Below are 23041 nucleotides of genomic sequence, written 5' to 3'. Positions count from 1 at the left end.
TTTCTTCTTCACGAAGAAACTTTTTTAAGACTACTCTATTTCATAGAAATAGTCGCCTCTACTGGATAATGATCAGAGTAATCATTATATGTATATTCTTTGAGCCATGACGTAACAGTCCATTGTGGCGATTTCGACTGTAACACCTTATTCTCTATATACGATGGATTAGCATGGTCCTTACTTGTAATAATATAATCTAAATACTCGGCAGGGCTATCGGGGAAGTTATATTTCGCAATACTGTTTGTCGTCGCATCCCAAGTTGCAGTATATCCAGTATAAGATGGAATAGAGGCGTGCAATGTTTTGAACATGGATGCGTACTCTGAGTCACTATTATTCTCAGCATTTATTTTATTTACATTCATATCACCACCAATTAACACATACTCGTTATTTGGTATATTTTTATTTTTAATAAACTCTTGAATTTCTTGTAGCTGTTTTGTACGTACAGATGCTGGCGAAGTATTTCCACACATACTATCTTCAGCTTGTAAATGAGTCCCAATCACATGTACAAAACGATCATTTTTCTTAACTTTTGTGTATACAAATCCTTTATTTGATAAGTTATCTGGTCCACAGCCTTTTTCAAATACATATTGAATCTTTTCAACAATTGGCCATTTACTCACAATCGCTACACCTCCATCTTCAGGAGTCGAAGATGAATAGTTTCCTAACGTCTTATCCCACTCGCTTCCACTACTACGACCTAATACTGCCGTTTGATTTGGATATTCTTTCTTCAAATTTCCTAATAAGCGATTTGAAGCACTATTATCAAACACTTCATTTAATATAACAACATCTTGATTCTTTATATAATCTGCTGCTCCAATTAAATCAGCACGCTCATTTTGTCCCCAGTTGGGATATAGGTTTGTTGATAGCATGTATACATTATGCGTCATAACTTTTAACGTATCATTTTGATTTGTGGACATTTCTGCTTGAACGGAAGATCCGCTATATAAAGCTGCTAGACCAATCCCAAAGCTTAGTACACCTTTTAGCAATTCACTTTTCACAATTCATATCCTCCGTTTACTGTATAGTGATAAAAAGGCCAAATACTCTATTCTGAGATTTGACCTTTCTCCAATACTTAACGATTTCCGTACGTATCAAACCAAAGCTGAATGTATCCAGCAGTTACACGTTGCGCTTCCATTAATCGCTTACCAGTCATTGGTGTAACTTCAGCGCGCCATTTGTCGGCATAACTTTGTGATACAGCAGCTTGCACGAACCAACTTTTCGTATTACTATTTACGATACCAGGGAAATCTTGTTTCGCAGCTACCGCAGCACCATGAATCCAATCTTCAGGGTTTATACCTTTCCAATTCCAATATCCATTTCCGTCCGTTACTTTGTAATTATCTTTAATCGTATCTACAAAGTTTTCATATTTAGAATGGAATCCTTGTGGATAAGAAATATTCGTAAAGTTTGCTGCATGCATCGGTTGATTTACATCACCTAAATAATGAAGAGATAACCCTAAATAGAAGAATGCTTGTTTCATATCTTTATTTTTATAAGATTCACCAGCTAATTTAAAATACTTAGCTCCAGTTTCCTTCGCTTGCTTTGCAAGTGGAATGTATGTACTTCCATCGTCTGGATCATAGAAATGTGACGCAAATGTACTATTGTCATAATAAGGATTTTCATAATCAGCAGAATAAATGCCATTTTCTAAATCTGTGCGCCATTCATTTAATAGTGCAACTTGATCTTGTTTTACAATTGTCGTATTACGGGACATAATATCAATAGCACGGTTTACAATCCATAAATGAGAATTTACACCTTCTGAGTGTTTATCTTCCGCAGACCAATACTGAGTAATAATCGCTCTACTTTCTTCATTCTTTTCATGTGCAAAAGCTACATTTTGTAATGGCGCTACTAACGTAATAGCTGCTGCTAAAGCAAGTACTTTCTTTTTCATCTGAAATCCTCCATTTTATAATAGAATTATTGTAAAGATTTTTGTTAGGATCCTACGATGTCTTACGGTTAACCTATGACTAGAATATCCCACCTTTCGTGAAAATTCTATCAATAAATTAAAATATGCAAATGTTCATATCACTATAACTTTATACATAGCGAACGTAATGAATGAATGCACTTACATTGTAATACAGTATTGTTAAGCTACTGCAAATACTTGTCTAAACTAATGTAAAAAAAGAGTAAAGCGATTAACCGCTTTACTCTTTTTTTCTTTTCGATAATACACTTGGCAGTTGCACATTAACTGCCAATTTATGAATAAATCCAAACACTAATCCAATCCCGATAAATATGTATAAGATCGTAAATACCTTTCCGAAATCAGTTTGCGGACTAAAATTCCCATCACCGACAGTCGTCAACGTAACCACACTAAAATATAGGGCGTCAAGAGGACGTAATCCTTCAACTGTACTATAAAAAATCGTACCAGATGTTAATGTTAAAAATGTTAATACGAATAATACTTGAAATTCTTTATCTTTCCACGCTCGTAAACAAGCTTTTAGCATCCGTTTCAATGTCAACATAAATGAAAGCATTAGACTTCCCCTTCCAAACAAAATACCTGTAGTTAAAGGAAAGTCTATCACCTTTCTGTATAGAAAAAAAGTAGCCCTCTTCTATTTCTAGAAAAGGGCTACTTTTTACTATTCTCTATTATTTAGGTGAAACAAGAATTTTCACTTGTGTTTTATCTTTTACAAGTGCTTCAAATCCTTCTTCAACAACTTGATCCACTGTGATTTTTTTCGTAATTAATTTCTCTGCTTGAATTTGGCCAGAGCTAATTAATTTAATAACAGCTGGGAAGATATGACGGTATCCAAGAATACCGATAACTTCTTTTTCTTTTAGTACAAGGTTGTTTGGCGTAATTGTCGCATCTTTTTCCCACACACTAACAATTACAGTTTGTCCTTCAAAACTTGTACTTTCAATCGCTTGACGAAGTACTACTTCGACACCTGTTACTTCAAAGCTCACATTTACACCTAAACCATTTGTTAAGTTACGAATTTCTGCTAGTACATCTTGAGTTGCTGGATTTAATACGTAATCAGCACCTGCTAATTTAGCTAGCTCTTGACGTTCTTTAGAAAGTTCCACTGCGATAACAGGAGTTGCTCCTGCTGCTTTTGCTGCTTGGATTACAAGAAGCCCAATCGGACCACAACCAAATACCGCTACAGCTTCTCCCTCTTTTAATTTACTTTGACGTACTGCATGAACTGCTACTGCTGCTGGTTCTACAAGCGCACCTTGCTCATACGTCATTTCGTCTGGAATATGATGAACCATATCTTCTGGTACTACTGTATATTCAGAGAAACCGCCGCCTTCTCCGCCAAGACCGTGGAAAACAAGTTGTTCACAAACATTGTAATGTCCGTGTTTACAAGCTTCACATTTACCACAAGAATAAATTGGTTCTACAACGACGCGATCTCCCACTTTATGAGAAGTAACGCCTTCACCGATTTCAACTACCTCACCACTAAACTCATGACCTAAAATAACCGGTGCTTTTACGTGTGTTAATGGGTGCTCTTCTGTTGGAATAAAAATAGGTCCTGCTAAATATTCATGCAAGTCTGTTCCGCAGATACCACACCATTTAACTTTAATCTTAACTGCTCCTGGTCTTACAGTTGGTTCTGGTACTTCTTCTACTCGTACATCACGTTGATTATGCCAAAGTAGTGCTTTCATTTTATACATCCCTCTCTACGTATATACTTAACCTGGTGAAGTTTGCAAATCTATTATAATACTTCCATCCATATATTTCAAAAAAACAATCTCATTTTCACTAATTTTTAACAAATAACGTTCAATATTTTGTCACTTTGTACTTTTTTCCACATCTGTTAATGCTAATTTCATTGCGGTTGAAATTAGCATTATGCCATAATAGCATAGGAGAGGTGAATATCGCTTGAAATATTTTATTTACTTTATTGTTATCGTAGCGTTTTTAGATACATTTTCACAATTACCTATTATGAGTACTTTCGCTCAAAGTCTTGGAGGAACCCCTCTTGTTATCGGGCTAGTTATCGGTATGTACTCATTCGCTAATATGATCGGTAATATTATCGCTGGAGCCGCTGTCGATAAATTTGGTGCAAAAAAAATCCTTTATATAAGCATGGGAATTACGAGTTTCATAGTCTTGTTATACACCGTTGTTCAAAGTGGTGAACAACTATTAGTTGTGCGCTTTATACACGGTTTTAGTGACGGATTTTTAATTCCTGCTGCCTTTACGTTTTTATCAAAGCAAACGAATTCAGCAAGGCAAGGTAAAGCAATGGCTCTATCTGGTGCCGCTGTTGGAACAGCTGCAATCGTAGGACCTGCTTTCAGCGGCATTATGAAAGCAACAGCTGGTATAGAGTGGGTGTTCATTACTATTTCTATTTTAATGGTCCTTGGTACAATCGTATCTCTATTCTTCTTACCAAATAACGTATCAAGAAAAGATACATCAAGAACACAAATGATGAACAAAGAAGATATGATTGAACTATTGAAATCAGAACCGTTATTACAAGCATATATTGGTGCTTTCACACTAATGTTTTCACAAGGGATTGTCACTTATATGTTACCAGTAAAAGTTGAGGCATTAGCACTTAAAGCATCTACAACAGGCATGATGTTAAGTGTATTCGGAATTACCGCTATCCTCTTCTTCTTACTGCCAACAAATCGCATTTACGATCGATTTAATCGTTCCAAACTAATGCTAATCGGGATTGCAGTAATGGCACTAGCGTTATCTTTACTCGGATTATTTGCAACAAAAGGCATGCTCTTTATCGTTATGATAATTTATGGAATTGGATTCGCTATCCTCTTCCCAGCAATTAATGCTTTACTTGTTGAAAATACAACAGATAGTAACCGAGGGAAAGCATTCGGATTGTTTTATGCATTCTTCTCGTTAGGAGTTGTTGCTGGCTCCTTTACAGTCGGAGCAATCGGGGCATCGCCTAGCGTCAGCTTCGTTATCGGAACTGCATTCTTGTTAACATTTGCTGGAATGATTTTTGTAAGAAGCAAAGTAAAAAAGACAATGATGGGTTAATTCCATCATTGTCTTTTTTTAAAATGCATATTGATATAATCCGTAATATAACGGAAAAGTTGGGATAATGCCAATTAATTTAAATACAAAAGGTAATGGCTCATCTTTCTCTTCATATAATCGTAAAACAAAAACTGCAGTTAAAGTCCAAATGATGCTAAATACGAAGATGCATTGCCAAACGATCGGCTTCAATATTTGTACATCAAAAACAAATCCAAATAGTCCTATCCATGTAATAATAGACACTACAAAATCAAACTTTTGAATCGGTGTTTGAAACATCCCTCTCACTAGCGAAGTAATAGCTAATATCGCTACAATTACCAAATAAATTTTCCACAACATAATGATAATCTCCTATTCAATTCAACTTTTAACTTTTAACTTTCAATAAACCATATTTAATGAATAATATGGCATTATATTTTTCATAGAAATAATACAACGGATAACAAAATAAGAAGAAAATAAGTACGGTTGGTACATTGTCTATAATAGAAAAATGTTTTACTAGCAATTCTTTAATACTCTCTCCAATAATAATAAACAGTGGGATAACACAGATTGCCGCTAATATTAAACATGGTGTTATCCTCATTTCTTTCAGCTTCACCTTACAATGCGGACACCTTAATGAAAAAGGATGTGGGATGTCGATAATATGTTGTGCAGTAATATTCTCTTCACATTGTGGACATGCAATTGTTTCTTTCATTTGTCCCCCCTCCTTTCTACTCATCAAAAAAGAGTTCTATTAAATAGAACTCTTTTTATTGCCTAATATATATTACTTTTGTATATAACCAAATATCAATGTAAATAAACTTACATATAAATGCAATACTACTTGCTCCTTTTAAAAAAGAAAATGAATAAATATCGACGATACTTCGACAATTTCCTCGGAAATATTTCTTTTCCACACATAATTTGATACACTACATATGGATAAACACTTGTATTACATAAGCTAAAATAATAACTTAATGTACAAATAAAAGAGCACACTCTTCATATGAAGAATGTGCTTTTATTTTATCCCGCATTAACGTCTAATCCAAACAGCACCTGCAGACTTATCATCTGCTTGTCCAACAACTTGGAATTTAAGGCCAAGGTTTGGAACTTTGCGTCCTGCGTCAGCAATTTGCTTATTACTGTATACCTTTGAATCATCAAACGTTGTAACACCTTGTAATCCAGTATAATTAAACTGTCCTCGTGTAAATGAATTTACACTCCATGAAGGTGTTTGATCAAATGAAAATGCAGCATCTGCAATTTGAATTCCAGTATTACCGTATGCTGGTTTCCCACCTAAATTTCCAACAATCGCTTCTGGATGAGAATCTACAACACCAAGGAAGCCTTCACCTGGATGTAACCCAACCCAGTTATCTTTGAAACTATCATCTGCATACCAAACGACAAGACCTGTATTATATACCGGACCTTTTCCCGCTTTTAATCCATTATCTGATCCAGCATAGTTTCTCCACTCTAGATAATAATAATGGGGTTTCTGTTCTGTCCCATCAGAAACAACGAATCCATTTAACTTCATTTTAGACTGTCCTTCTGCGTCATCTGAAAATACTACTTGTCCATCAACTGTTACATTTACATTATCCATTGCGAAACCTTTATATGTTAAAGCTGGATCTGTAATATAGTCGAATTGTAGTTTAACTTTCTTCCCTTTAAATTGACTTAAATCGTATGATTTATCAATCCATTTTCCATCTGTTGTATCTTTATCTTCTTGGACTATGTTTTCTCCCAATCTATCAATTAATGTTTTCGTTCCATCTTCAGTTACAGCATGTACTTCGATGAAATCACACTCTGCTTCTAGTTCATAATTCGCTTTATAATCAAATTTTGCATTTGTTCCTTTTGTTAAATCGAAGAATGGTGTTTCTAATGTCGTATGAATATCATCGCCTCTTGTACTATAGTATGCACGCTTTCCAAATCCAGGCTTAATTGTTTCAATACTCTTACCTGGTAAGTTGACACGTACGACACCTGGACGATTTGATTTTGTAACACTTTGATCAATATATGTAGGAACGCCTACACCACTCTTAATTTTATCGTAATCTACTTCTAAAATTTTCGCCCAGTTTCCACCCATATTCTTTTGTAAGAAATCTTTATTTTGTGGTGAAAAACTAGTTGGCTCTGTTCCTGCGATTTTTCCTGTCCAGCTACCTCCACTCATTAATGACCAAGCTTCGACAGGTGATCCCATTCCAGTATAATTCGTATCATACTCATCTGGTAAACCAAGGTCATGTCCAAATTCATGTGCAAACACACCTACTGCACCGTCTTCTGGTTCAATTGTGTAATCATGAGCCGCTACTTTTCCATCCCAATAAGGTACTTTAGCTGTTGTTCCTTCAATCGCTACTGGATCCCTTGCTAATTTAGATCGATGTGACCAAATTGCATCATCTCCTAATTTACCACCGCCAGCTTCTTGACCAACACCGGCATGAATTACCATTAAATGATCAATTACACCGTCCGGTTCATTAAGATTGCCATCGCCATTTGTATCATAACGGTCGAACTGATCGAATTGTGATAAATCTAATCCTTTATCCGCTGCAGCTTTTAATGCTTCTTTCACTAAATCACGCGCACCTTTTGGTCCTTTATTATCGTGACCGCTACTACCATCAGCACCGTAATCAGCAGCTTTTCCTGGCACAGTTAGCCACTCCGTTACATATCCGTCTGTCGTATAACTACCACCAGACTGCTCTTCATAATATTGTTTAAACGTTTTTACTTTCGAACCATCAAATAATGTGTACGGTTCATTACCAAATAACATTTTTTGATAATGCTCTCTACTAAAGTCATTCGAATACATATATCCTGGTGTTTGATCAATATTATTATGTTTATAATCACTAAATTCAACGAGTAATACTAATACTTTATCAGTTCGAACAGACCCTTTATACGGCGCTTGCTTTGCTTTAGAAGTTGGGACTTGTCCATTCAGTTGTTTTTTATTTGGTTCTGGCTTTTGCTCAGGACTCACATTTTTTTCAGGTTTCTTTACTTTCTCCTTTTCCTCCATTTTCTTCTCTTTTACTTTTTTCACGAAATCAGATGCCTCTTTAGCAGTATCCGCTGGAAGAATTTCTTTATTTGCCTGACCCCCTTGCTTCTTTTCAATATATTGCTCTACGGCCTTTTTTGTCTCTTCTTTAGACGATGCTGGATTAATTGTTCCTCTTTCTTTCAGCGCTTCCGCTAAACGATCTTCTTGAATTAAGTTATGATCAATTGGCGTTGTAGACACACTTTCTTTTGCTGGCGTTTCTGCATATGCTAACGGAGCACTCATTACAGCTGAGCATCCGATGAGTGTTGCGATCGTTAATGATGACAACACTTTAAATGGCGCTTTTTTTCTCATTTTAATCATCCCCTTGTATCAATCTTAAACTTCAGATAAAAATATGTAATCTATCCTCCCTTGTATAATAAAAGACATGATTCTATAAGAAATAAGCTTTCTGTTATAGAATCATGCCCTCCAGTTTTCTGGTCAGACCCTCTATCTTTTTATGTCGAAATGTGAAAAATAAAGAGTGATTTGTATATATTAAATAGCTTATATTAAAAATTTAAAAGACAATATGCACAATTGCATGAAAATTCTTTCAAACAAAAAAAGAACCCAAGTTAATTAAACTTGGGTTCTCCATTTCGTATTATTTCTCTTGTGTTTTTTCCCAATCAGCTAAGAATTTCTCAATTCCTTGATCTGTTAATGGATGCTTCACTAATGAAGCGATTACGTTTGCTGGGATTGTTGCAATATGTGAACCGTTTAATGCTGCTTCTGTTACATGAACACTGTGACGGACAGATGCTGCAATGATTTCTGTTTCAATGCCGTGAATTGCAAAGATTTCTGCGATTTGGCGAATTAAGTCCATACCGTTATGACCGATATCATCTAGGCGACCTAAGAACGGTGAAACGTATGTCGCACCAGCGCGAGCTGCAAGTAATGCTTGCACTGCTGAGAATACTAATGTAACGTTTGTACGAATTCCTAAATCTGAGAATGCTTTTACTGCTTTTAAGCCTTCTGTTGTCATTGGAACTTTTACAACAACGTTTGGAGCGATTTTTGCTAACTCTTTTCCTTCTTCAATCATTTTATCAGCTTCTAAGCTAATTACTTCTGCGCTTACAGGTCCTTCAATAAAGCTGCAAATTTCACGAATACGCTCATGGAAATCTACGCCTTCTTTTGCTACAAGTGATGGATTTGTCGTTACTCCAGCTACTACACCTAATGCATTTGCCTCTTTAATTTCGTTAATGTTTGCTGTATCAATAAAAAATTTCATTTGTTATTCTTCCTTCCTAATTTTCATTTTATATTTATTTATTTTTTCTTAATAAGCTCTAATTCAATCGGAATAAATTTGTCCACTTTTTTACCTTGTGTTATCTCTTTCGCTGTTTCCATCGCCTTCTCTCCGATTAATTCTGGTTTTTGAGCGACTGTTGCTGCCATACGCCCATCTTTAACCGCTTTTACAGCATCATCTGTTGCATCAAATCCAACAACAACCACATCTGTTTTACCAGCAGATTTCAATGCCTCAATTGCGCCTAATGCCATTTCATCGTTATGAGCAAACACTGCTTTTATATCGCTATTTGCTTGCAAAATATTTTCCATAACGGATAATCCTTTTGCACGATCGAAATCAGCTGCTTGTTTTGCTACTACTTTTAAAGACTTATCAGCTACGTTATGGAATCCTTTCCCACGCTCACGAGCAGCAGACGATCCAGGGATTCCTTCTAACTCAGCAACATTTGTTCCTTCACCAACTAACTCCCGAATGTAATCACTAGCCATTTGACCACCTTCTATATTGTTGGAAGCAATATGAGAAACAACTTTACCTGAATTCGCAACCCGGTCTACTGTAATAACAGGAACATTGGCTGCATTAGCTGCACTTACCGCTGAAGCAACAGCATCTGAATCGGTTGGATTAATAACAATTACATCGACACCTTTTTGAATTAAATCTTCAACATCATTTGTTTGCTTCGCCGCATCATTTTGTGCATCAACAGCAATTAATTCAATGCCGCTATCTTTTGCCTTCTTTTCTGCACCTTTTTTCAACGTGACGAAAAATGGATTATTTAAAGTTGAAACAGAAAATCCAACTTTAATAGTTTTATTTCGACCTTTATCGCTAGAATCCTTTGCCCATTCTGGTGGTTCCATTGAACAACCAGCAGTAACTACCATGATGCATGCAACGAGTATCAGTAACCATTTTTTCATGAATTGCCCCTCCATTACGCTTCTTTTCGACGATCAATTAGTACAGCTAGTAAGATTACAAGTCCTTTTACAACTTGTTGGAAGAAAGAAGATACACCTAATAAATTTAAACCGTTATTTAGTACACCAATAATAAGCACACCGATGAATGTACCAACAATCCATCCTCTTCCACCTGAAAGACTCGTTCCTCCTAACACAACTGCAGCAATTGCATCCAATTCGTAAGAAGTACCAGCAGTCGGCTGTGCAGAATCTAACCTTGATGTTAAGACAATACCTGCAAGCGCTGCCAAAATTCCGGAAAGACCGTAAATCATTACTTTAATTCTCGTAACATTAATACCTGATAAAGCTGCCGCTTCTTCATTTCCACCAATCGCAAACGTACGGCGACCAAACGTTGTTTTCTTTAAAATAAAGTACAGTACTGCAAAAGCGATCATCATTGTAACGGCTGGCACAGGAATACCAAGGAAATAACCACGGCCAAACATTTGGAACATTAAATGATCACCAAGACCGGTGATCGGACGTCCGTCCATATAAACAAGCGTCAACCCGCGAAAAATAGTCATTGTTGCTAAAGTTGCAATAAACGGAGCTACTTTTCCCTTCGCAATAATAATACCGTTTACAATCCCCATTGCAAGACCTGCTAATAATCCAACTACCATTGCAAGGAACGGATCCATGCCACTTGCCATCATTCCGGCAACAAGTGCACTTGATAATGCTAAAATAGAACCTACCGATAAGTCAATACCCCCTGTTAAAATAACGAAGGTCATTCCAAATGCAATGAGTGCATTAATCGATACTTGGCGCAGTATATTAAATAAATTTGGAATTTCAATAAATGCTGGATTTAAAGCTGTAATTACCACGATAATTAATACTAACCCAATTAAAGAACCAAGTTGTTGTAATACATTCCCCTTCTTAGCCATATCTTACTCTCCCCCTGTAGCTAGTGCCATAATAGACTCTTGCGATGCCTGATCTTTCTCTAAAATACCACCGATTTTCCCTTCATGAATAACGAGAACACGATCACTCATTCCTAAAACTTCTGGAAGCTCAGACGATACCATAATAACGGCATCACCCTGCTCAGTAAGCTTATTCATAATAGAGTAAATTTCCTTTTTAGCCCCAACATCTACACCTCTCGTTGGCTCATCTAAAATGAGTAACTGCGGATGAATCCCTAGCCATTTTGCAATTACAATCTTTTGCTGATTTCCACCAGAAAGAGATTTTACAGCTTGCTCTCCGTTTGCTGCTTTCACATTAAGAAGCTTCATCATATCCTCTGTAAATTGCTGTTCTAAAGCTTTATTAACAACGCTTCCCTTTGAAAGACTTTCTAAATTTGGTAAAGCTAAATTTTCACGAATCGAAAAATCTAACACAAGCCCTTCAGATTTTCTATCCTCTGTAATAAAGGCAATTTGTTGTCTAATCGCATCAATTGGACTATCAATTTTTACTTCTTGTCCATTCATGAAAATTTTTCCTGAATCGAGCGGTTCATATCCAAATATTGCTTTCATAATATCCGTGCGACCAGCTCCCATCAAGCCCGCAACACCAAGGATTTCACCTTTTCTAACTTGAAACGAAACATTTTCAAATTTCCCCTTTTTCGTTCCGTTACGCATTTCAAAAATCACTTCGCCAATTTGACTATTTCGCTCTGGATAACGTTGACCAATACTGCGCCCCACCATCATGCTAACTACTTCATCAAATGATGTTTCTGGAATTAATCTCTTCCCTACATATTCTCCATCACGCAAAATCGTAATGGCATCACATATTGAAAAAATTTCTTCCATCCGGTGTGAAATATAAACGAATGAAACGCCCTCTTTACGTAATTTATTAATAACAATAAACAGCGTTTCAATTTCGCGATCTGTTAATGCTGCTGTAGGTTCATCCATAATAATAACGCTCGCCTTTGTCATTAATGCTTTAGCAATTTCAATAATTTGCTGTTGTCCAACTGATAATTCACCTGCTAGCATAGCACCTCTCACATGTAGACCAAGATCTGCTAATTGTTGCTGGGCAATCGCATTCATTTGACGCGTACGTAAAATGCCCGTTTTCCCATACATTAACTCTTTTCCAAGAAACATATTTTCAGCTACCGTTAAATTCGGTAATATGTTCAACTCTTGATGGATAAATGCAATACCATACTCTTCAGCTTCTTTCGCATTTTTAAAAGTTCGTTCTTTCCCATCAATCATGACTGTTCCACTGTCTTTTTTATATACACCTGTTAAAATCTTCATGAGCGTCGATTTCCCCGCTCCATTTTCCCCCATCAATGCATGGACTTCTCCTGTTTCAATCATAAACTGTGCGTTTTTTAGAACAGGATTACCACTGAACGCTTTTGAAATGTTCTTCATTTCAATATGCATTCTCATCACATCCCTCTATTAAAAAATCACGCCTGCATGTAAAATAACATTCGCATAAGGCGTTGCTTCTCCTGTACGAATAATCGCCTTCGCTCTCTTTGTATGCTCTTTAAATTCCTTATGAGACACATATTCAAATGCTGGCTCTATTAAACGCATCTCAACTTCTTTATTTACCACGTCATTATTCATAATGACTTCTTCTGCCAGCGTCACTTTTTCAATTGCCATATCATCAGCAACTACTTGTAATACGTCTAAAAAGCTAGGCTTTCCAATTTCAACTGCTAAATCAATTCGTTTTACTCCATCAGGAATCGGCAACCCGCAGTCTGCGATTACAATCGTATCTGTATGCCCAAGTGAAGCAAGGACTGCCGCGATTTCACTATTTAATACACCGTGTTTTTTCATCCAACAATCACCTGCACTTCACGTACTCTATCTCTCGTCGGCATACCGCCCTGTGCCCCAAGTTTCGTTACAGAAAGACCACCAGCAATATTAGCAAAACGAATAGCCTTTTGAAGTGTTTCTCCTTCAGAAAGCGCAACTGCTAACGCGCCGTTAAATGTATCACCAGCTCCAGTCGTATCTACTACATCTACAGCAATACTTGGAACTTGAACAACTTCCGTTCCATTATGGAAACGAACACCATTAGACCCTTCTGTCATCAATAGCTTATTTGGATATTTAGCCAGTAACTCTTCAATTGGTGATGTGAAATCATTTAATACGATGCGACATTCATGTTCATTCGGCGTAATATAAGTCGCTTTTTCTAAAATATCTTCTGATAAAAATTGTGCTGGAGCTGGATTCAACATAACTGGAATTTTATGCTCCTCACAAATAGCTAGAACGTATTTTACTGTTTCAAGCGGAATCTCTAGTTGAAGAACAACCATATCTGCTTTTACAAGAAGGTCTTTTGAACGATCTACAATCGACTCATTTACAAGAGCATTTGCTCCTTGTACGACAACAATACTGTTATCCTCTTCTGCTAAAACGATATGAGCGATTCCTGTCGTCCTATCTGTAACCGGTACCACATAGTCGATAAAAATGCGTTCGTTCTCCAAATTTTTTCTAACTACTGTTCCGTAATCATCATTTCCTACTGCACCAACCATCGCTACATTTGCTCCTAATCTAGCTGCAGCAACTGCTTGGTTGGCCCCTTTTCCTCCTGGTATCGTATGAAACGCTTCACCAATTACTGTTTCTCCTGCTTTCGGCCGTATTTTTGAAACAGCCACTAAGTCCATTGAAATGCTACCTACTACTGCAATATTTGGCATCTGTCTCATCTCCTTACTTCGTTGTATTTCGTTCTATAATTTCAATCGGTAAACGATAATGTTTCTCTTCTAATGGATTTCCTTCCATCTGCTCTAACAACAATTCTGTTGCAATTTTCCCCATTTCATAAATTGGCTGTGCAACAGTCGTAATAGATGGATACATCATTTCAGTTAAAGAAATCCCATCGAATCCAATAATTTGTAAATCGTCTGGAATAGAAATTCCCTTTTGAAGTGCAGCCTTTACAACGCCGATTGCAATTAAATCATTCCCAGCAACAATTCCATCAATATGCGGATATTCTTCTAATAATTCCACCGCGACCTGTTCACTATTAGCTGGATCGAATGTACTCTCTGCAATCATATAAGAAAGATTATTTTGCGTAATAACGTCTACAAAACCTTCAAAACGTTCATTAGCTGTGCTCACATCACGCGGTCCGCGAATATGTGCAATATGTTTACACCCTTTGTCTATTAATAACTTTGTCGCCGCCTGGCTCCCTGCATAGTTATCTGCATATACAGTAGGAATGCGCTCATTAAACATACGGTCAATCGCAACAACTGGAATAGACAAATTCATGTAATTAACACTATTTTGTGGATTCGTTGCTACAATAAATCCGTCCACATTATTTTGTCTAAGCACATCAATGTATTGCTTCTCTTTTTCTAAATTTTCATCAGAGTTACAAAGTACAACTGTGTAACCTTGCTTATGTGCTACATCTTCTACAGCACGTGCAACTTCCGGAAAGAATGGATTCACGATATTTGGAACAACTAAGCCAATTAAACGAGACTTTTTATTATATAAAGAACGCGCTACTGTACTAGGTTTATAATCTAGCATTTCAATTGCTCGCTCTACTTTTTTTAATGTATCCTCATGAACATATCCATTTTTATTTAACACTCTGGAAACGGTCGCAACAGATACCCCTGCTAATTTTGCAACGTCTTTAATCGTACTCATTCTCTTTTCTCCTCACTTCATGTAACCGTTTACAGAAAATAATATAACGCATTTATAAAAATACGTCAATCATTTCTAACTAAAAAGCTTTTAAGGTTATACTCAAAAAAAGCATCGCCTTATGGCGATGCTTTTTTATTACGAATATGATACAGTTTTTTCCTTTTCTTCTACAGCAGGCTCTTCAGCACCTTTTTTACGATCAGACAGTTTAATTTTCTGTAAGAAAATCGTAAAGATAGCACCTACTACGATAAATACCAATCCTGTTAAGAATACAGTATGAAGTGAGTCCACTAAAGAGCTTTTCAAAATTGGTACGATGCTATTAGAAAATGCTTCTGGCATTTGTTTTAATGCCTCTGGACTAAATAGCATAGAATATAAACTTTGTGGATCTGTATGAATCATATCTTTAAATTTTGTTACCATTTGTCCCGCTTCTTTTGGGAATGTGTCTAATACAGGTACTAATTTATTTGTTAACGTTGTGCCTGAAGTGTTATTCATAATTGATCCTAAAATTGTAATCCCAAACGTTCCACCGATTTGACGGAAGAATTGACTTGATGATGTTACAACGCCAAGATCTTTTTTCGGGAAGCTTTCTTGTAATGCTAATGTTAATATCGGCATAACAAGACCCATTCCTAAACCGATAACCATCATATAAGAAGTAGCGGTAAGCTTAGTTGTGTGCATATCCATCGTTGTTAATAACCAGAAACCACTAGCCATAATAAGCATCCCTGTAATAATTTGTGGTTTCACACCAATTTTTAATACAAGCTGACCACCAATAATACTCATAACGATCATTGTAATCATCATCGGTGTCATAATCGTTCCTGATTCAGCAGCACTTACGCCTACAATTCCTTGCATAAAGAACGGTACGAACATAATTGCTCCAAACATTCCGATACTCATAAAGAAACCGATCGCATTCAGTAGTGTAAATGTGCGGTTTTTAAAGAAGTGCATCGGTAAAATTGGTTCTTCAGCCTTCGTTTCAACGATAATAAAGCTAACAATACCAATGGCAGCTAGTGCAAATAACCCGATAATTTGCCAAGAACCCCATGCATAATCTTTCCCGCCAAACGTTAACGCAAGTAATAAACTTACAACACCGAGAATCATCGTGAAGATTCCAGCGATATCAATTTTAATTGGTCCTGTTTGTTTATGTGCTTTTAATCCCATTGCAATAAAGATTGTCGCTAAAATACCAACTGGTAAGTTAATATAGAATACCCATCTCCAGTTCACTGCGTCTACAATCCAACCACCAACTTGTGGTCCAATTACAGAAGCAAGACCGTATAAAGCACCAAAAATCCCTTGCCATTTAGCACGTTCTTTTCCCGTGAACATATCTCCGATAATAATCATAGCCATTGGCATCATAATACCGCCACCAAGACCTTGAATACCACGGAAAATAATTAATTCTGTCATACCGTTGGCCATACCACATAACGCTGAACCAACCATAAAGATAATTAATCCTGCTATATATACGTTACGACGCCCAAGTAAATCCGCTAATTTACCTGCAATCGGTACAACCGTTGTTGATGTTAACATGTAAGCTGTTGTTAACCATGTCATTAAACTTAATCCACCTAGTTCACCGACGATACGCGGCATTGCTGTACCAACGATTGTTCCGTCCAATGCAGCAAATAGCATTGCGATTACTAAACCGATTAACAACAACTTTCTATTCTGATTTTCTTGTTGCTCCATGTAATCTCCTCAATTCCTCTTAGTTTTTCTCTTTTTTCTCTTTTTTCTCTTTTTTCTCTGGTTTCCCGCAAATAATTGTTTCTAGCTTTTCAAAGAGGCGCAACAAATCTTCCCTCTCTTGTAATTCTAAGTGTGAGAAGTATTTTGCAATATGCTCATTACGAGCCGCCATCGCTTCTTCTACTGTAGCTTTCCCCTTCTTCGTTAGCTCAATGACAACAACGCGGCGATCATTATCGTCGTGATAGCGCTCTACTAACCCATGATCAATTAAACGATCAGTCATTACTGTAATCGCGCTCGGTTTCACGTACATTTTCTCCGCCAATTGTGTCGCTCTTGAAGCTCCGTAATGATCTAAAATCTTTAAAATATAAAACTGCGGTGGTGTAAGTCCTGATGCTTGCATTTGTTCTAATAGCTCTGTTTGCATTTTCTTTCCTATAGCGAATGTAAGAGCTTGAATCTTATCAATATGAGTCATATCATTTGGCATGTTATCCACCTCTTATTTAAGCAATAAAATATTTAACGTATTTAAATATTAATCCCACAAACAAAATACGTCAACAACTTTCTTTATAAAAACGTTTACATTCTTGTCACAAAGTTGTATAATTTTCGTCGAAGTTAATATTGACAGTCACGGAGAATCGGAGTATATGGCTATGAATCATAAAGAAGGGAACTTTTTTATATTTCATAGCCTTTTTGTATTCTCTCTGTCTTAAAACGCTTCCAATTAATTAGGGGAGGATTTTCATTTTATGTTTTTCACACAATTATTTAAACCTGCGCCCCACGCAGAACGCTTACCAGCTGATCGCACTGATAGCGAATACCGCAAATTGCGTTTGCAAGTATTCTTAGGCATCTTCATCGGTTATGCGGGTTACTACTTTGTTCGAAAAAACTTTTCACTCGCAATGCCATACTTAATCGAACAAGGCTTTAGTAAAGGGGAACTTGGGGTTATCCTTTCAGCAGTATCTATCGCTTACGGATTAAGTAAATTTCTTATGGGTATCGTATCCGATCGTTGTAATCCTCGCTACTTTTTAGCAGCTGGGCTATTTTTATCCGGTATCATTAATATTATTTTCGGCTCATTTTCTTTCATTACAACGAGCATTATACTTATGTTTGTACTTCAGTTTTTAAATGGATGGGTACAAGGTATGGGATGGCCTCCTTGTGGTCGTACGATGGTTCACTGGTTCTCCATTAGTGAACGTGGTACAAAAATGTCTATTTGGAACGTCGCTCATAATGTCGGCGGCGCGCTTATGCCTTCTCTCGTTACATTAGGCTTATATTTCTTTGCAAATGACTGGAAAAGTATATTTTACTTCCCAGGTATTCTTTCAATTTTGGTGGGGATTTATGTATTAATTACGATGAGAGATACACCTCAATCTTGCGGATTACCTTCTATTGAAGAACATACTGGGGAATATCCATCAGATGAAAAAGTAGCGGACCGTGAACGCGAACTTTCGGTAAAGGAAATTTTATTTACATACATATTAAACAATAAGTTTTTATGGTACATCGCTATCGCTAATGTCTTTGTTTATTTCGTTCGTTACGGCGTTGTAGACTGGGCTCCTACTTATTTAGTAGAAGAAAAAAGCTTTACTCACAGTAGCTCACGTACAGCTTATGCTCTATACGAATGGGCTGGTATTCCAGGTACACTTCTTTGCGGATGGATGAGTGATAAACTATTTAAAGGGCGCCGCGCACCTGCTGGCATTCTATTTATGGTCGGTGTATTCATTGCCGTTCTTGTTTACTGGCTAAATCCTGCTGGGCATCCAATCATTGATAGTATCGCACTTGTTTCCATTGGATTTTTAATTTACGGACCTGTTATGCTAATTGGTCTTCACGCGCTTGACTTAGCACCCAAAAAAGCTGCTGGAACTGCCGCTGGGTTAACTGGGTTCTTCGGTTACCTAGGGGGAGCTACTTTTGCTAGCGCAGCTATGGGCTTTATTGTAGATGGATTCGGATGGAACGGCGGATTCATTTTGCTCCTTGCTTCTTGTGTGCTTGCAATGTTCTTCCTTGCTCTTACTTTAAATACAGGATCTGCTAAATCAAAAGAAGTTTAAACAAAATATAATGTGTAGAAAAATAAACATAAAAATAGCTCTTAGCATGTAAGTAAATGCTAAGAGCTATTTTTTATTTATCGTTCTTCTCTTGCTATTTATATTAATCATTTCCCTTCTATTCATGCGATTAAAACATTTGCTGAAACATCTTTATTAAAACAGCTAACATAACAGATCCAGCAAATCCACCTAAACAAATTAAACTTACCCCTTGGCTATAAGACAAATTTTGAAATGATTTCATACCTTCCATCCTCCCTATATCCCCATTGATATTCTTATTGTATCAATGGGAAAAATTTCATAACATCGATTTCGCTGACAGGTAACTTACAAATTTGTAAGTTAACATTTTTTTAAACTTATATATATTCTGTCCACATTCTCCCTCTTAATACATCAAAAAAGACCTCGAATTATATCAAGGTCCTGCTTACACTACAGAATATCTCACTTTATTTTATAATCATAACCGGGCATTTCACACGCTTTGCTATTTTATGACTTACACTACCAAGCACCATCTCTTGCAGTGTATTTAGCCCTCTACTCCCAGCAATAATAAGATCTATATCTCCTGTATTTACATATTGAACAATCGTATCTCCTGGATCGCCATGTAGAATCGTAATTTTGTAGGAAATGTTCTCTTTCTTTAATAAACCCTCAATCTCTTTTAATTTATCTTTTCGACTAGCTGATATTGTTTCTAAATCCGTTTGTCCTTGTATAATATCTGACTTTGCCGTTCTATTATCTACTACGTACACAACTTCAACATGTGTTTCTTCGTTAAATTTCGCAATATATGTTGCATGCTCGGCTGCTCGAAGTGCATGTTCAGAACCATCGCATGCTAATAAAATTTGTTTGTACATATGCTGAATCCCCTTTTCGTTATCCTACCCGTATTATATAATAAAGCCCCCTAAAAAGGAGGCTTCTAACTAGCAATTCTCTTATTATAAGTAGCTAAATTCGCAACGAGCTTCGAGCTACGTTCATTTAACCCTGTGATCCTTACTTTCACACCGTTCTGTTCATACTTCATTATAACTTTATCAATTGCCGCTACTGCTGAATCATCCCATACGTGTGCGTTAGTAAAGTTCATCTCAATTTCTTTCACATCTTCATTGTATGAAAAAGCATTTATATACTCTGCCGTAGATGCGAAGAATAGTTGGCCGTGAATTTCGTATATTTTCTTATTTTCAATATACAAATGTTTCACGTGAATCTTTGCCATATTGAATGCAAATAAAACTGCACTAATTATCGTTCCGATAATTACACCTAATCCTAAATTATGTGTAATTAGGACAATCACAACTGTTACGATCATAACAAATGCGTTTCCTTTTGGTACTTTATGAATCGTCGCTACAGAGTTCCAATCAAACGTCCCAATCGAAACCATAATCATAACTGCAACTAAAGCTGCCATCGGAATATGAACAACGTAATCACCTAAAACAAATAGCAATACGATTAAAAAACCACCGGCTACAAACGTCGATAATCTCCCGCGACCACCTGATTTAATGTTAATAACAGATTGTCCAATCATTGCACATCCTGCCATTCCTCCGAAGAAACCAGCAACAACGTTCGCAATCCCTTGTCCACGTGCCTCTTTATGCTTATTACTTTCCGTATGTGTCATATCGTCTAAAACCGACGCCGTTAATAATGACTCTAGTAAACCTATAACCGCTAGCATAACTGAATACGGTAAAATAATTGCTAATGTCTCAAGTGTAAATGGAACATCAGGAATACTAAAGAACGGTAATTCTTTCGGTAAGCTTCCCATATCCCCTACTGTTTTTAACTGTAATCCGCTCATAAGTGCAATGCTTGTCACAATAATAATTGAAATAAGTGTAGACGGAACAGCCGTCGTAATAAGTGGAAATAAATATATAATTGCAAGTCCTAATGCGACAAGTGCATACATTTGCCAAGTTACATTTTTAAAATGTGGCAGTTGTGCTGTAAAAACTAAAATTCCAAGTGCGTTTAAAAAACCACTCATAACAGATTTAGGAACAAACTTCATAAATGAGCTAAGTTTGAACACTCCGAAAATAATTTGAACAATACCTGTTAATATTGTCGTAGCAAATAAATATTGCAAACCATGATCCTTTACAAGAGTGACCATTAATAACGCCATCGCACCCGTTGCCGCCGAGATCATCCCTGGTCTTCCGCCGACAAACGAAATTGTAACCGCAATACAAAAAGCGGCGTATAACCCAACGGTCGGATCTACACCTGCAATAACAGAAAAAGCTATCGCTTCAGGAATTAATGCTAAAGCAACAACAACCCCCGATAGCACGTCCCCTCTCATATTTGAGAACCATTCATTTTTTATAGTTTGAAACAAAGTAACACTCCTCTACTCTTTTATCATTTGATTTTCTCCATAAGAAAATCAGGGCCGACTGCACGAAGGCTATTATATAACGAGCAAAGGATGTTGTGCTATGTAAAAGTTTCCTAAAGAAAAGACGCTACCTTAGCAGCGTCTTTTCTCATTTCATTAATGTCCACCGTGACCTTGACCACTTTCCTGAACAATTTCTAACCTCTCATCCAATATACCTTGTGTTTCAAATGAAATATCACTACTACTTCCTAATAGGAAACCATGGTTATATGGTCCAAGTGTTGGATCATCTTTAAACTTCGGCTGAATAGTAGCAAGGAAGTCATAAACTGGTTGTGAAGCTTTTCCTTCCTCAAGCAAAACAACAGGGGCATGTTTACCCATATGTGAAAACGGTGCTCCCGCAATTGCTAAGTCTGGTGTTTTGCTTGAAACAAATGACAAACCGTGACCTGGTTTTGTGAATCCCCAGCCAAATTTCGTTTTTTCATCTTTAAATTTCGCAAATGCAACCGAATTTTCTGTTGGAGTCTCCCCACTAATACGGGTCACTTTTCCGTATTTATTTAACTCTTTTTCTACTTCTTTCGAAACGATTTTTTCTGGTCCTAACACATATATATTTGCTTTATCTTTTCTCATCTTTAATGCCTCTATTGTCGCTTCTGGCACTTTATTTTTTTCAGTATATAGAAGAGGTTCTGGCATATGAGAAATCCAATTTACAGCTGGTGTTGTATATAAACGTCCTTCTTCTTCAGACGAACCGATAATAACGCTATTTGGATAATTCCCTGTTATATCGGCATATTCTTTATCAACATCTTTAGCAAATTTAGCTGGGTCCGTTTCTTTTATTTGCTTTACTTTATATTCTTTTAATTGCTCTAGGCTAGATGCCCCTATATCCCCCATCACCATAATTTGCGTTCCATCTTTCGTTCCGAGCGGATTTAATCGTTTTATTTCTTTTAACGTCATTTCGGGTACCTTTTCTTTTTCTATAAATAAAATCGGTCCGTTATTCGGGTGATGAATAAGATCCGCACTTGCAATACCTAATTGCCACTCGTTCACTGGCACTAAAATAATAGCGCCTGGCTGATTCTCTTTATGCGTTGCTGGCCATATCGTTTGCGAAGTTAATACTGCCATTTGCAGAGGATCATTTGTATTTAATCTCGTTACATTTTTTAAACTTGTCGTTAATAAATCATTCGATGCACCTTGATTCATTTCTTTCGGCGCAGTTACCTCCTGATTCATTTTCATTTCCTTTTGCTCTGTTTTCTTCTCTTCTGTAGATTCATGATTTTTATGATCTGTACTCGTTTGTCCGCATGCCGCAAGACCGACTGCTGCAATTATTGTTATCCCCAAAATTCGGATCATCTTTTTCACTATATCGCCTCCGTATTATTCGTTTTCGAGCCAATATTATTACCTAAAATGGAATTTCAACTTTACAATAACAAGCAATTCTGAAGAAATTATGCAGATGCATTATAATCTGCACCATTTCTTCATGATTTTGACTTACAATTTAAGTAATAACTACAAATG

Annotated in this window: 22 protein-coding genes; 2 read left to right on the top strand and 20 right to left on the bottom strand. The window is 36.7% G+C overall.

The window, feature by feature from the left end:
- Positions 1–35 precede the first annotated feature (35 nt).
- From sph to bdhA, 4 genes are all read right to left on the bottom strand, one after another.
- Complete coding sequence (gene sph / locus ABH959_RS20795) at positions 36–1037, bottom strand: sphingomyelinase C (RefSeq protein WP_404457187.1); 1002 nt, start codon at positions 1035–1037, stop codon at positions 36–38.
- Between the two features lie 77 nt (positions 1038–1114).
- Complete coding sequence (gene cerA, locus ABH959_RS20790) at positions 1115–1966, bottom strand: phospholipase CerA (RefSeq protein ID WP_404448994.1); 852 nt, start codon at positions 1964–1966, stop codon at positions 1115–1117.
- A 265-nt stretch (positions 1967–2231) separates the two neighbouring features.
- Positions 2232–2576: a potassium channel family protein gene (locus ABH959_RS20785; protein ID WP_002090921.1), complete on the bottom strand. Its 345-nt coding sequence runs from the start codon at positions 2574–2576 to the stop codon at positions 2232–2234.
- Positions 2577–2694: 118 nt separating this feature from the next.
- The gene (gene bdhA, locus ABH959_RS20780; RefSeq protein ID WP_000645834.1) at positions 2695–3747 is read right to left on the bottom strand and encodes a (R,R)-butanediol dehydrogenase; all 1053 of its coding nucleotides are present in this window, start codon (positions 3745–3747) and stop codon (positions 2695–2697) included.
- A 226-nt stretch (positions 3748–3973) separates the two neighbouring features.
- On the opposite strand from bdhA, the gene ABH959_RS20775 reads away from it, so the two are divergent.
- Entirely contained in the window at positions 3974–5128 is a 1155-nt protein-coding gene (locus tag ABH959_RS20775) for an MFS transporter (protein ID WP_404457185.1), read from the top strand.
- An 18-nt stretch (positions 5129–5146) separates the two neighbouring features.
- On the opposite strand, the gene ABH959_RS20770 is transcribed toward ABH959_RS20775, so the two are convergent.
- From ABH959_RS20770 to ABH959_RS20715, 12 genes are all read right to left on the bottom strand, one after another.
- Positions 5147–5476 (bottom strand): hypothetical protein, encoded by a 330-nt coding sequence (locus ABH959_RS20770; protein ID WP_404449001.1) that lies wholly within the window; start codon positions 5474–5476, stop codon positions 5147–5149.
- 28 nt (positions 5477–5504) lie between these two features.
- A complete protein-coding gene (locus ABH959_RS20765; RefSeq protein ID WP_002029794.1) occupies positions 5505–5846 on the bottom strand; it encodes a hypothetical protein in 342 nt (113 codons plus the stop codon).
- Between the two features lie 330 nt (positions 5847–6176).
- Positions 6177–8570 (bottom strand): M6 family metalloprotease immune inhibitor InhA2, encoded by a 2394-nt coding sequence (gene inhA2 / locus ABH959_RS20760; RefSeq protein WP_404493111.1) that lies wholly within the window; start codon positions 8568–8570, stop codon positions 6177–6179.
- Positions 8571–8868: 298 nt separating this feature from the next.
- Complete coding sequence (fsa, locus tag ABH959_RS20755) at positions 8869–9516, bottom strand: fructose-6-phosphate aldolase (protein WP_000667669.1); 648 nt, start codon at positions 9514–9516, stop codon at positions 8869–8871.
- 38 nt (positions 9517–9554) lie between these two features.
- Positions 9555–10478, bottom strand: coding sequence for a ribose ABC transporter substrate-binding protein RbsB (gene rbsB / locus ABH959_RS20750; RefSeq protein ID WP_002125255.1), 924 nt, complete (start codon positions 10476–10478; stop codon positions 9555–9557).
- 14 nt (positions 10479–10492) lie between these two features.
- Positions 10493–11428, bottom strand: a complete 936-nt coding sequence (locus ABH959_RS20745) for an ABC transporter permease subunit (protein ID WP_002029798.1) — start codon at positions 11426–11428, stop codon at positions 10493–10495.
- A 3-nt stretch (positions 11429–11431) separates the two neighbouring features.
- Positions 11432–12916, bottom strand: a complete 1485-nt coding sequence (rbsA, locus tag ABH959_RS20740) for a ribose ABC transporter ATP-binding protein RbsA (protein WP_113937946.1) — start codon at positions 12914–12916, stop codon at positions 11432–11434.
- Between the two features lie 18 nt (positions 12917–12934).
- Positions 12935–13330 carry a D-ribose pyranase gene (gene rbsD, locus ABH959_RS20735; protein WP_113937914.1) on the bottom strand — a complete coding sequence of 132 codons (396 nt, stop codon included), beginning with the start codon at positions 13328–13330 and terminating at the stop codon, positions 12935–12937.
- A complete protein-coding gene (rbsK, locus tag ABH959_RS20730) occupies positions 13327–14223 on the bottom strand; it encodes a ribokinase (protein ID WP_113937913.1) in 897 nt (298 codons plus the stop codon). Before rbsK ends, rbsD begins: the two co-directional genes overlap by 4 nt.
- A gap of 13 nt (positions 14224–14236) precedes the next feature.
- A complete protein-coding gene (gene rbsR, locus ABH959_RS20725) occupies positions 14237–15208 on the bottom strand; it encodes a ribose operon transcriptional repressor RbsR (RefSeq protein ID WP_113937912.1) in 972 nt (323 codons plus the stop codon).
- Between the two features lie 138 nt (positions 15209–15346).
- Positions 15347–16960, bottom strand: a complete 1614-nt coding sequence (locus ABH959_RS20720; RefSeq protein WP_113937911.1) for an MDR family MFS transporter — start codon at positions 16958–16960, stop codon at positions 15347–15349.
- A 19-nt stretch (positions 16961–16979) separates the two neighbouring features.
- On the bottom strand, positions 16980–17456 hold the full coding sequence (locus tag ABH959_RS20715; RefSeq protein WP_078176722.1) for a MarR family winged helix-turn-helix transcriptional regulator: 477 nt from the start codon (positions 17454–17456) through the stop codon (positions 16980–16982).
- A 271-nt stretch (positions 17457–17727) separates the two neighbouring features.
- On the opposite strand from ABH959_RS20715, the gene glpT reads away from it, so the two are divergent.
- Entirely contained in the window at positions 17728–19077 is a 1350-nt protein-coding gene (gene glpT, locus ABH959_RS20710; RefSeq protein ID WP_404449012.1) for a glycerol-3-phosphate transporter, read from the top strand.
- A gap of 130 nt (positions 19078–19207) precedes the next feature.
- On the opposite strand, the gene ABH959_RS20705 is transcribed toward glpT, so the two are convergent.
- The 4 genes from ABH959_RS20705 to ABH959_RS20690 form a co-directional block, all read right to left on the bottom strand.
- Positions 19208–19324, bottom strand: coding sequence for a DUF4027 family protein (locus ABH959_RS20705; RefSeq protein WP_002125236.1), 117 nt, complete (start codon positions 19322–19324; stop codon positions 19208–19210).
- A gap of 211 nt (positions 19325–19535) precedes the next feature.
- Complete coding sequence (locus ABH959_RS20700) at positions 19536–19958, bottom strand: universal stress protein (protein ID WP_002010593.1); 423 nt, start codon at positions 19956–19958, stop codon at positions 19536–19538.
- Between the two features lie 65 nt (positions 19959–20023).
- Positions 20024–21475, bottom strand: a complete 1452-nt coding sequence (locus ABH959_RS20695) for a SulP family inorganic anion transporter (RefSeq protein WP_113937909.1) — start codon at positions 21473–21475, stop codon at positions 20024–20026.
- A 156-nt stretch (positions 21476–21631) separates the two neighbouring features.
- Positions 21632–22879 (bottom strand): cell wall-binding repeat-containing protein, encoded by a 1248-nt coding sequence (locus ABH959_RS20690; protein ID WP_113937908.1) that lies wholly within the window; start codon positions 22877–22879, stop codon positions 21632–21634.
- Positions 22880–23041 lie beyond the last annotated feature (162 nt).

The organism is Bacillus sp. RC51, from assembly GCF_044908115.1.
Classification (GTDB): Bacteria; Bacillota; Bacilli; order Bacillales; family Bacillaceae_G; genus Bacillus_A; species Bacillus_A mycoides.
The sequence above is the reverse complement of the archived record's forward strand: the minus strand, read 5'-3'. Positions and strand labels throughout refer to the sequence as shown.

Excerpts from the sequence above, each read along its gene's own strand:
- cerA (WP_404448994.1), bottom strand. The coding sequence starts at position 1,966 with ATGAAAAAGAAAGTACTTGCTTTAGCAGCAGCTATTACGTTAGTAGCG.
- ABH959_RS20785 (WP_002090921.1), bottom strand. The coding sequence starts at position 2,576 with ATGCTTTCATTTATGTTGACATTGAAACGGATGCTAAAAGCTTGTTTA.
- bdhA (WP_000645834.1), bottom strand. The coding sequence starts at position 3,747 with ATGAAAGCACTACTTTGGCATAATCAACGTGATGTACGAGTAGAAGAA.
- ABH959_RS20770 (WP_404449001.1), bottom strand. The coding sequence starts at position 5,476 with ATGTTGTGGAAAATTTATTTGGTAATTGTAGCGATATTAGCTATTACT.
- ABH959_RS20765 (WP_002029794.1), bottom strand. The coding sequence starts at position 5,846 with ATGAAAGAAACAATTGCATGTCCACAATGTGAAGAGAATATTACTGCA.
- inhA2 (WP_404493111.1), bottom strand. The coding sequence starts at position 8,570 with ATGAGAAAAAAAGCGCCATTTAAAGTGTTGTCATCATTAACGATCGCA.
- fsa (WP_000667669.1), bottom strand. The coding sequence starts at position 9,516 with ATGAAATTTTTTATTGATACAGCAAACATTAACGAAATTAAAGAGGCA.
- rbsB (WP_002125255.1), bottom strand. The coding sequence starts at position 10,478 with ATGAAAAAATGGTTACTGATACTCGTTGCATGCATCATGGTAGTTACT.
- ABH959_RS20745 (WP_002029798.1), bottom strand. The coding sequence starts at position 11,428 with ATGGCTAAGAAGGGGAATGTATTACAACAACTTGGTTCTTTAATTGGG.
- rbsA (WP_113937946.1), bottom strand. The coding sequence starts at position 12,916 with ATGCATATTGAAATGAAGAACATTTCAAAAGCGTTCAGTGGTAATCCT.
- rbsD (WP_113937914.1), bottom strand. The coding sequence starts at position 13,330 with ATGAAAAAACACGGTGTATTAAATAGTGAAATCGCGGCAGTCCTTGCT.
- rbsK (WP_113937913.1), bottom strand. The coding sequence starts at position 14,223 with ATGCCAAATATTGCAGTAGTAGGTAGCATTTCAATGGACTTAGTGGCT.
- rbsR (WP_113937912.1), bottom strand. The coding sequence starts at position 15,208 with ATGAGTACGATTAAAGACGTTGCAAAATTAGCAGGGGTATCTGTTGCG.
- ABH959_RS20720 (WP_113937911.1), bottom strand. The coding sequence starts at position 16,960 with ATGGAGCAACAAGAAAATCAGAATAGAAAGTTGTTGTTAATCGGTTTA.
- ABH959_RS20715 (WP_078176722.1), bottom strand. The coding sequence starts at position 17,456 with ATGCCAAATGATATGACTCATATTGATAAGATTCAAGCTCTTACATTC.
- glpT (WP_404449012.1), top strand. The coding sequence starts at position 17,728 with ATGTTTTTCACACAATTATTTAAACCTGCGCCCCACGCAGAACGCTTA.
- ABH959_RS20705 (WP_002125236.1), bottom strand. The coding sequence starts at position 19,324 with ATGAAATCATTTCAAAATTTGTCTTATAGCCAAGGGGTAAGTTTAATT.
- ABH959_RS20700 (WP_002010593.1), bottom strand. The coding sequence starts at position 19,958 with ATGTACAAACAAATTTTATTAGCATGCGATGGTTCTGAACATGCACTT.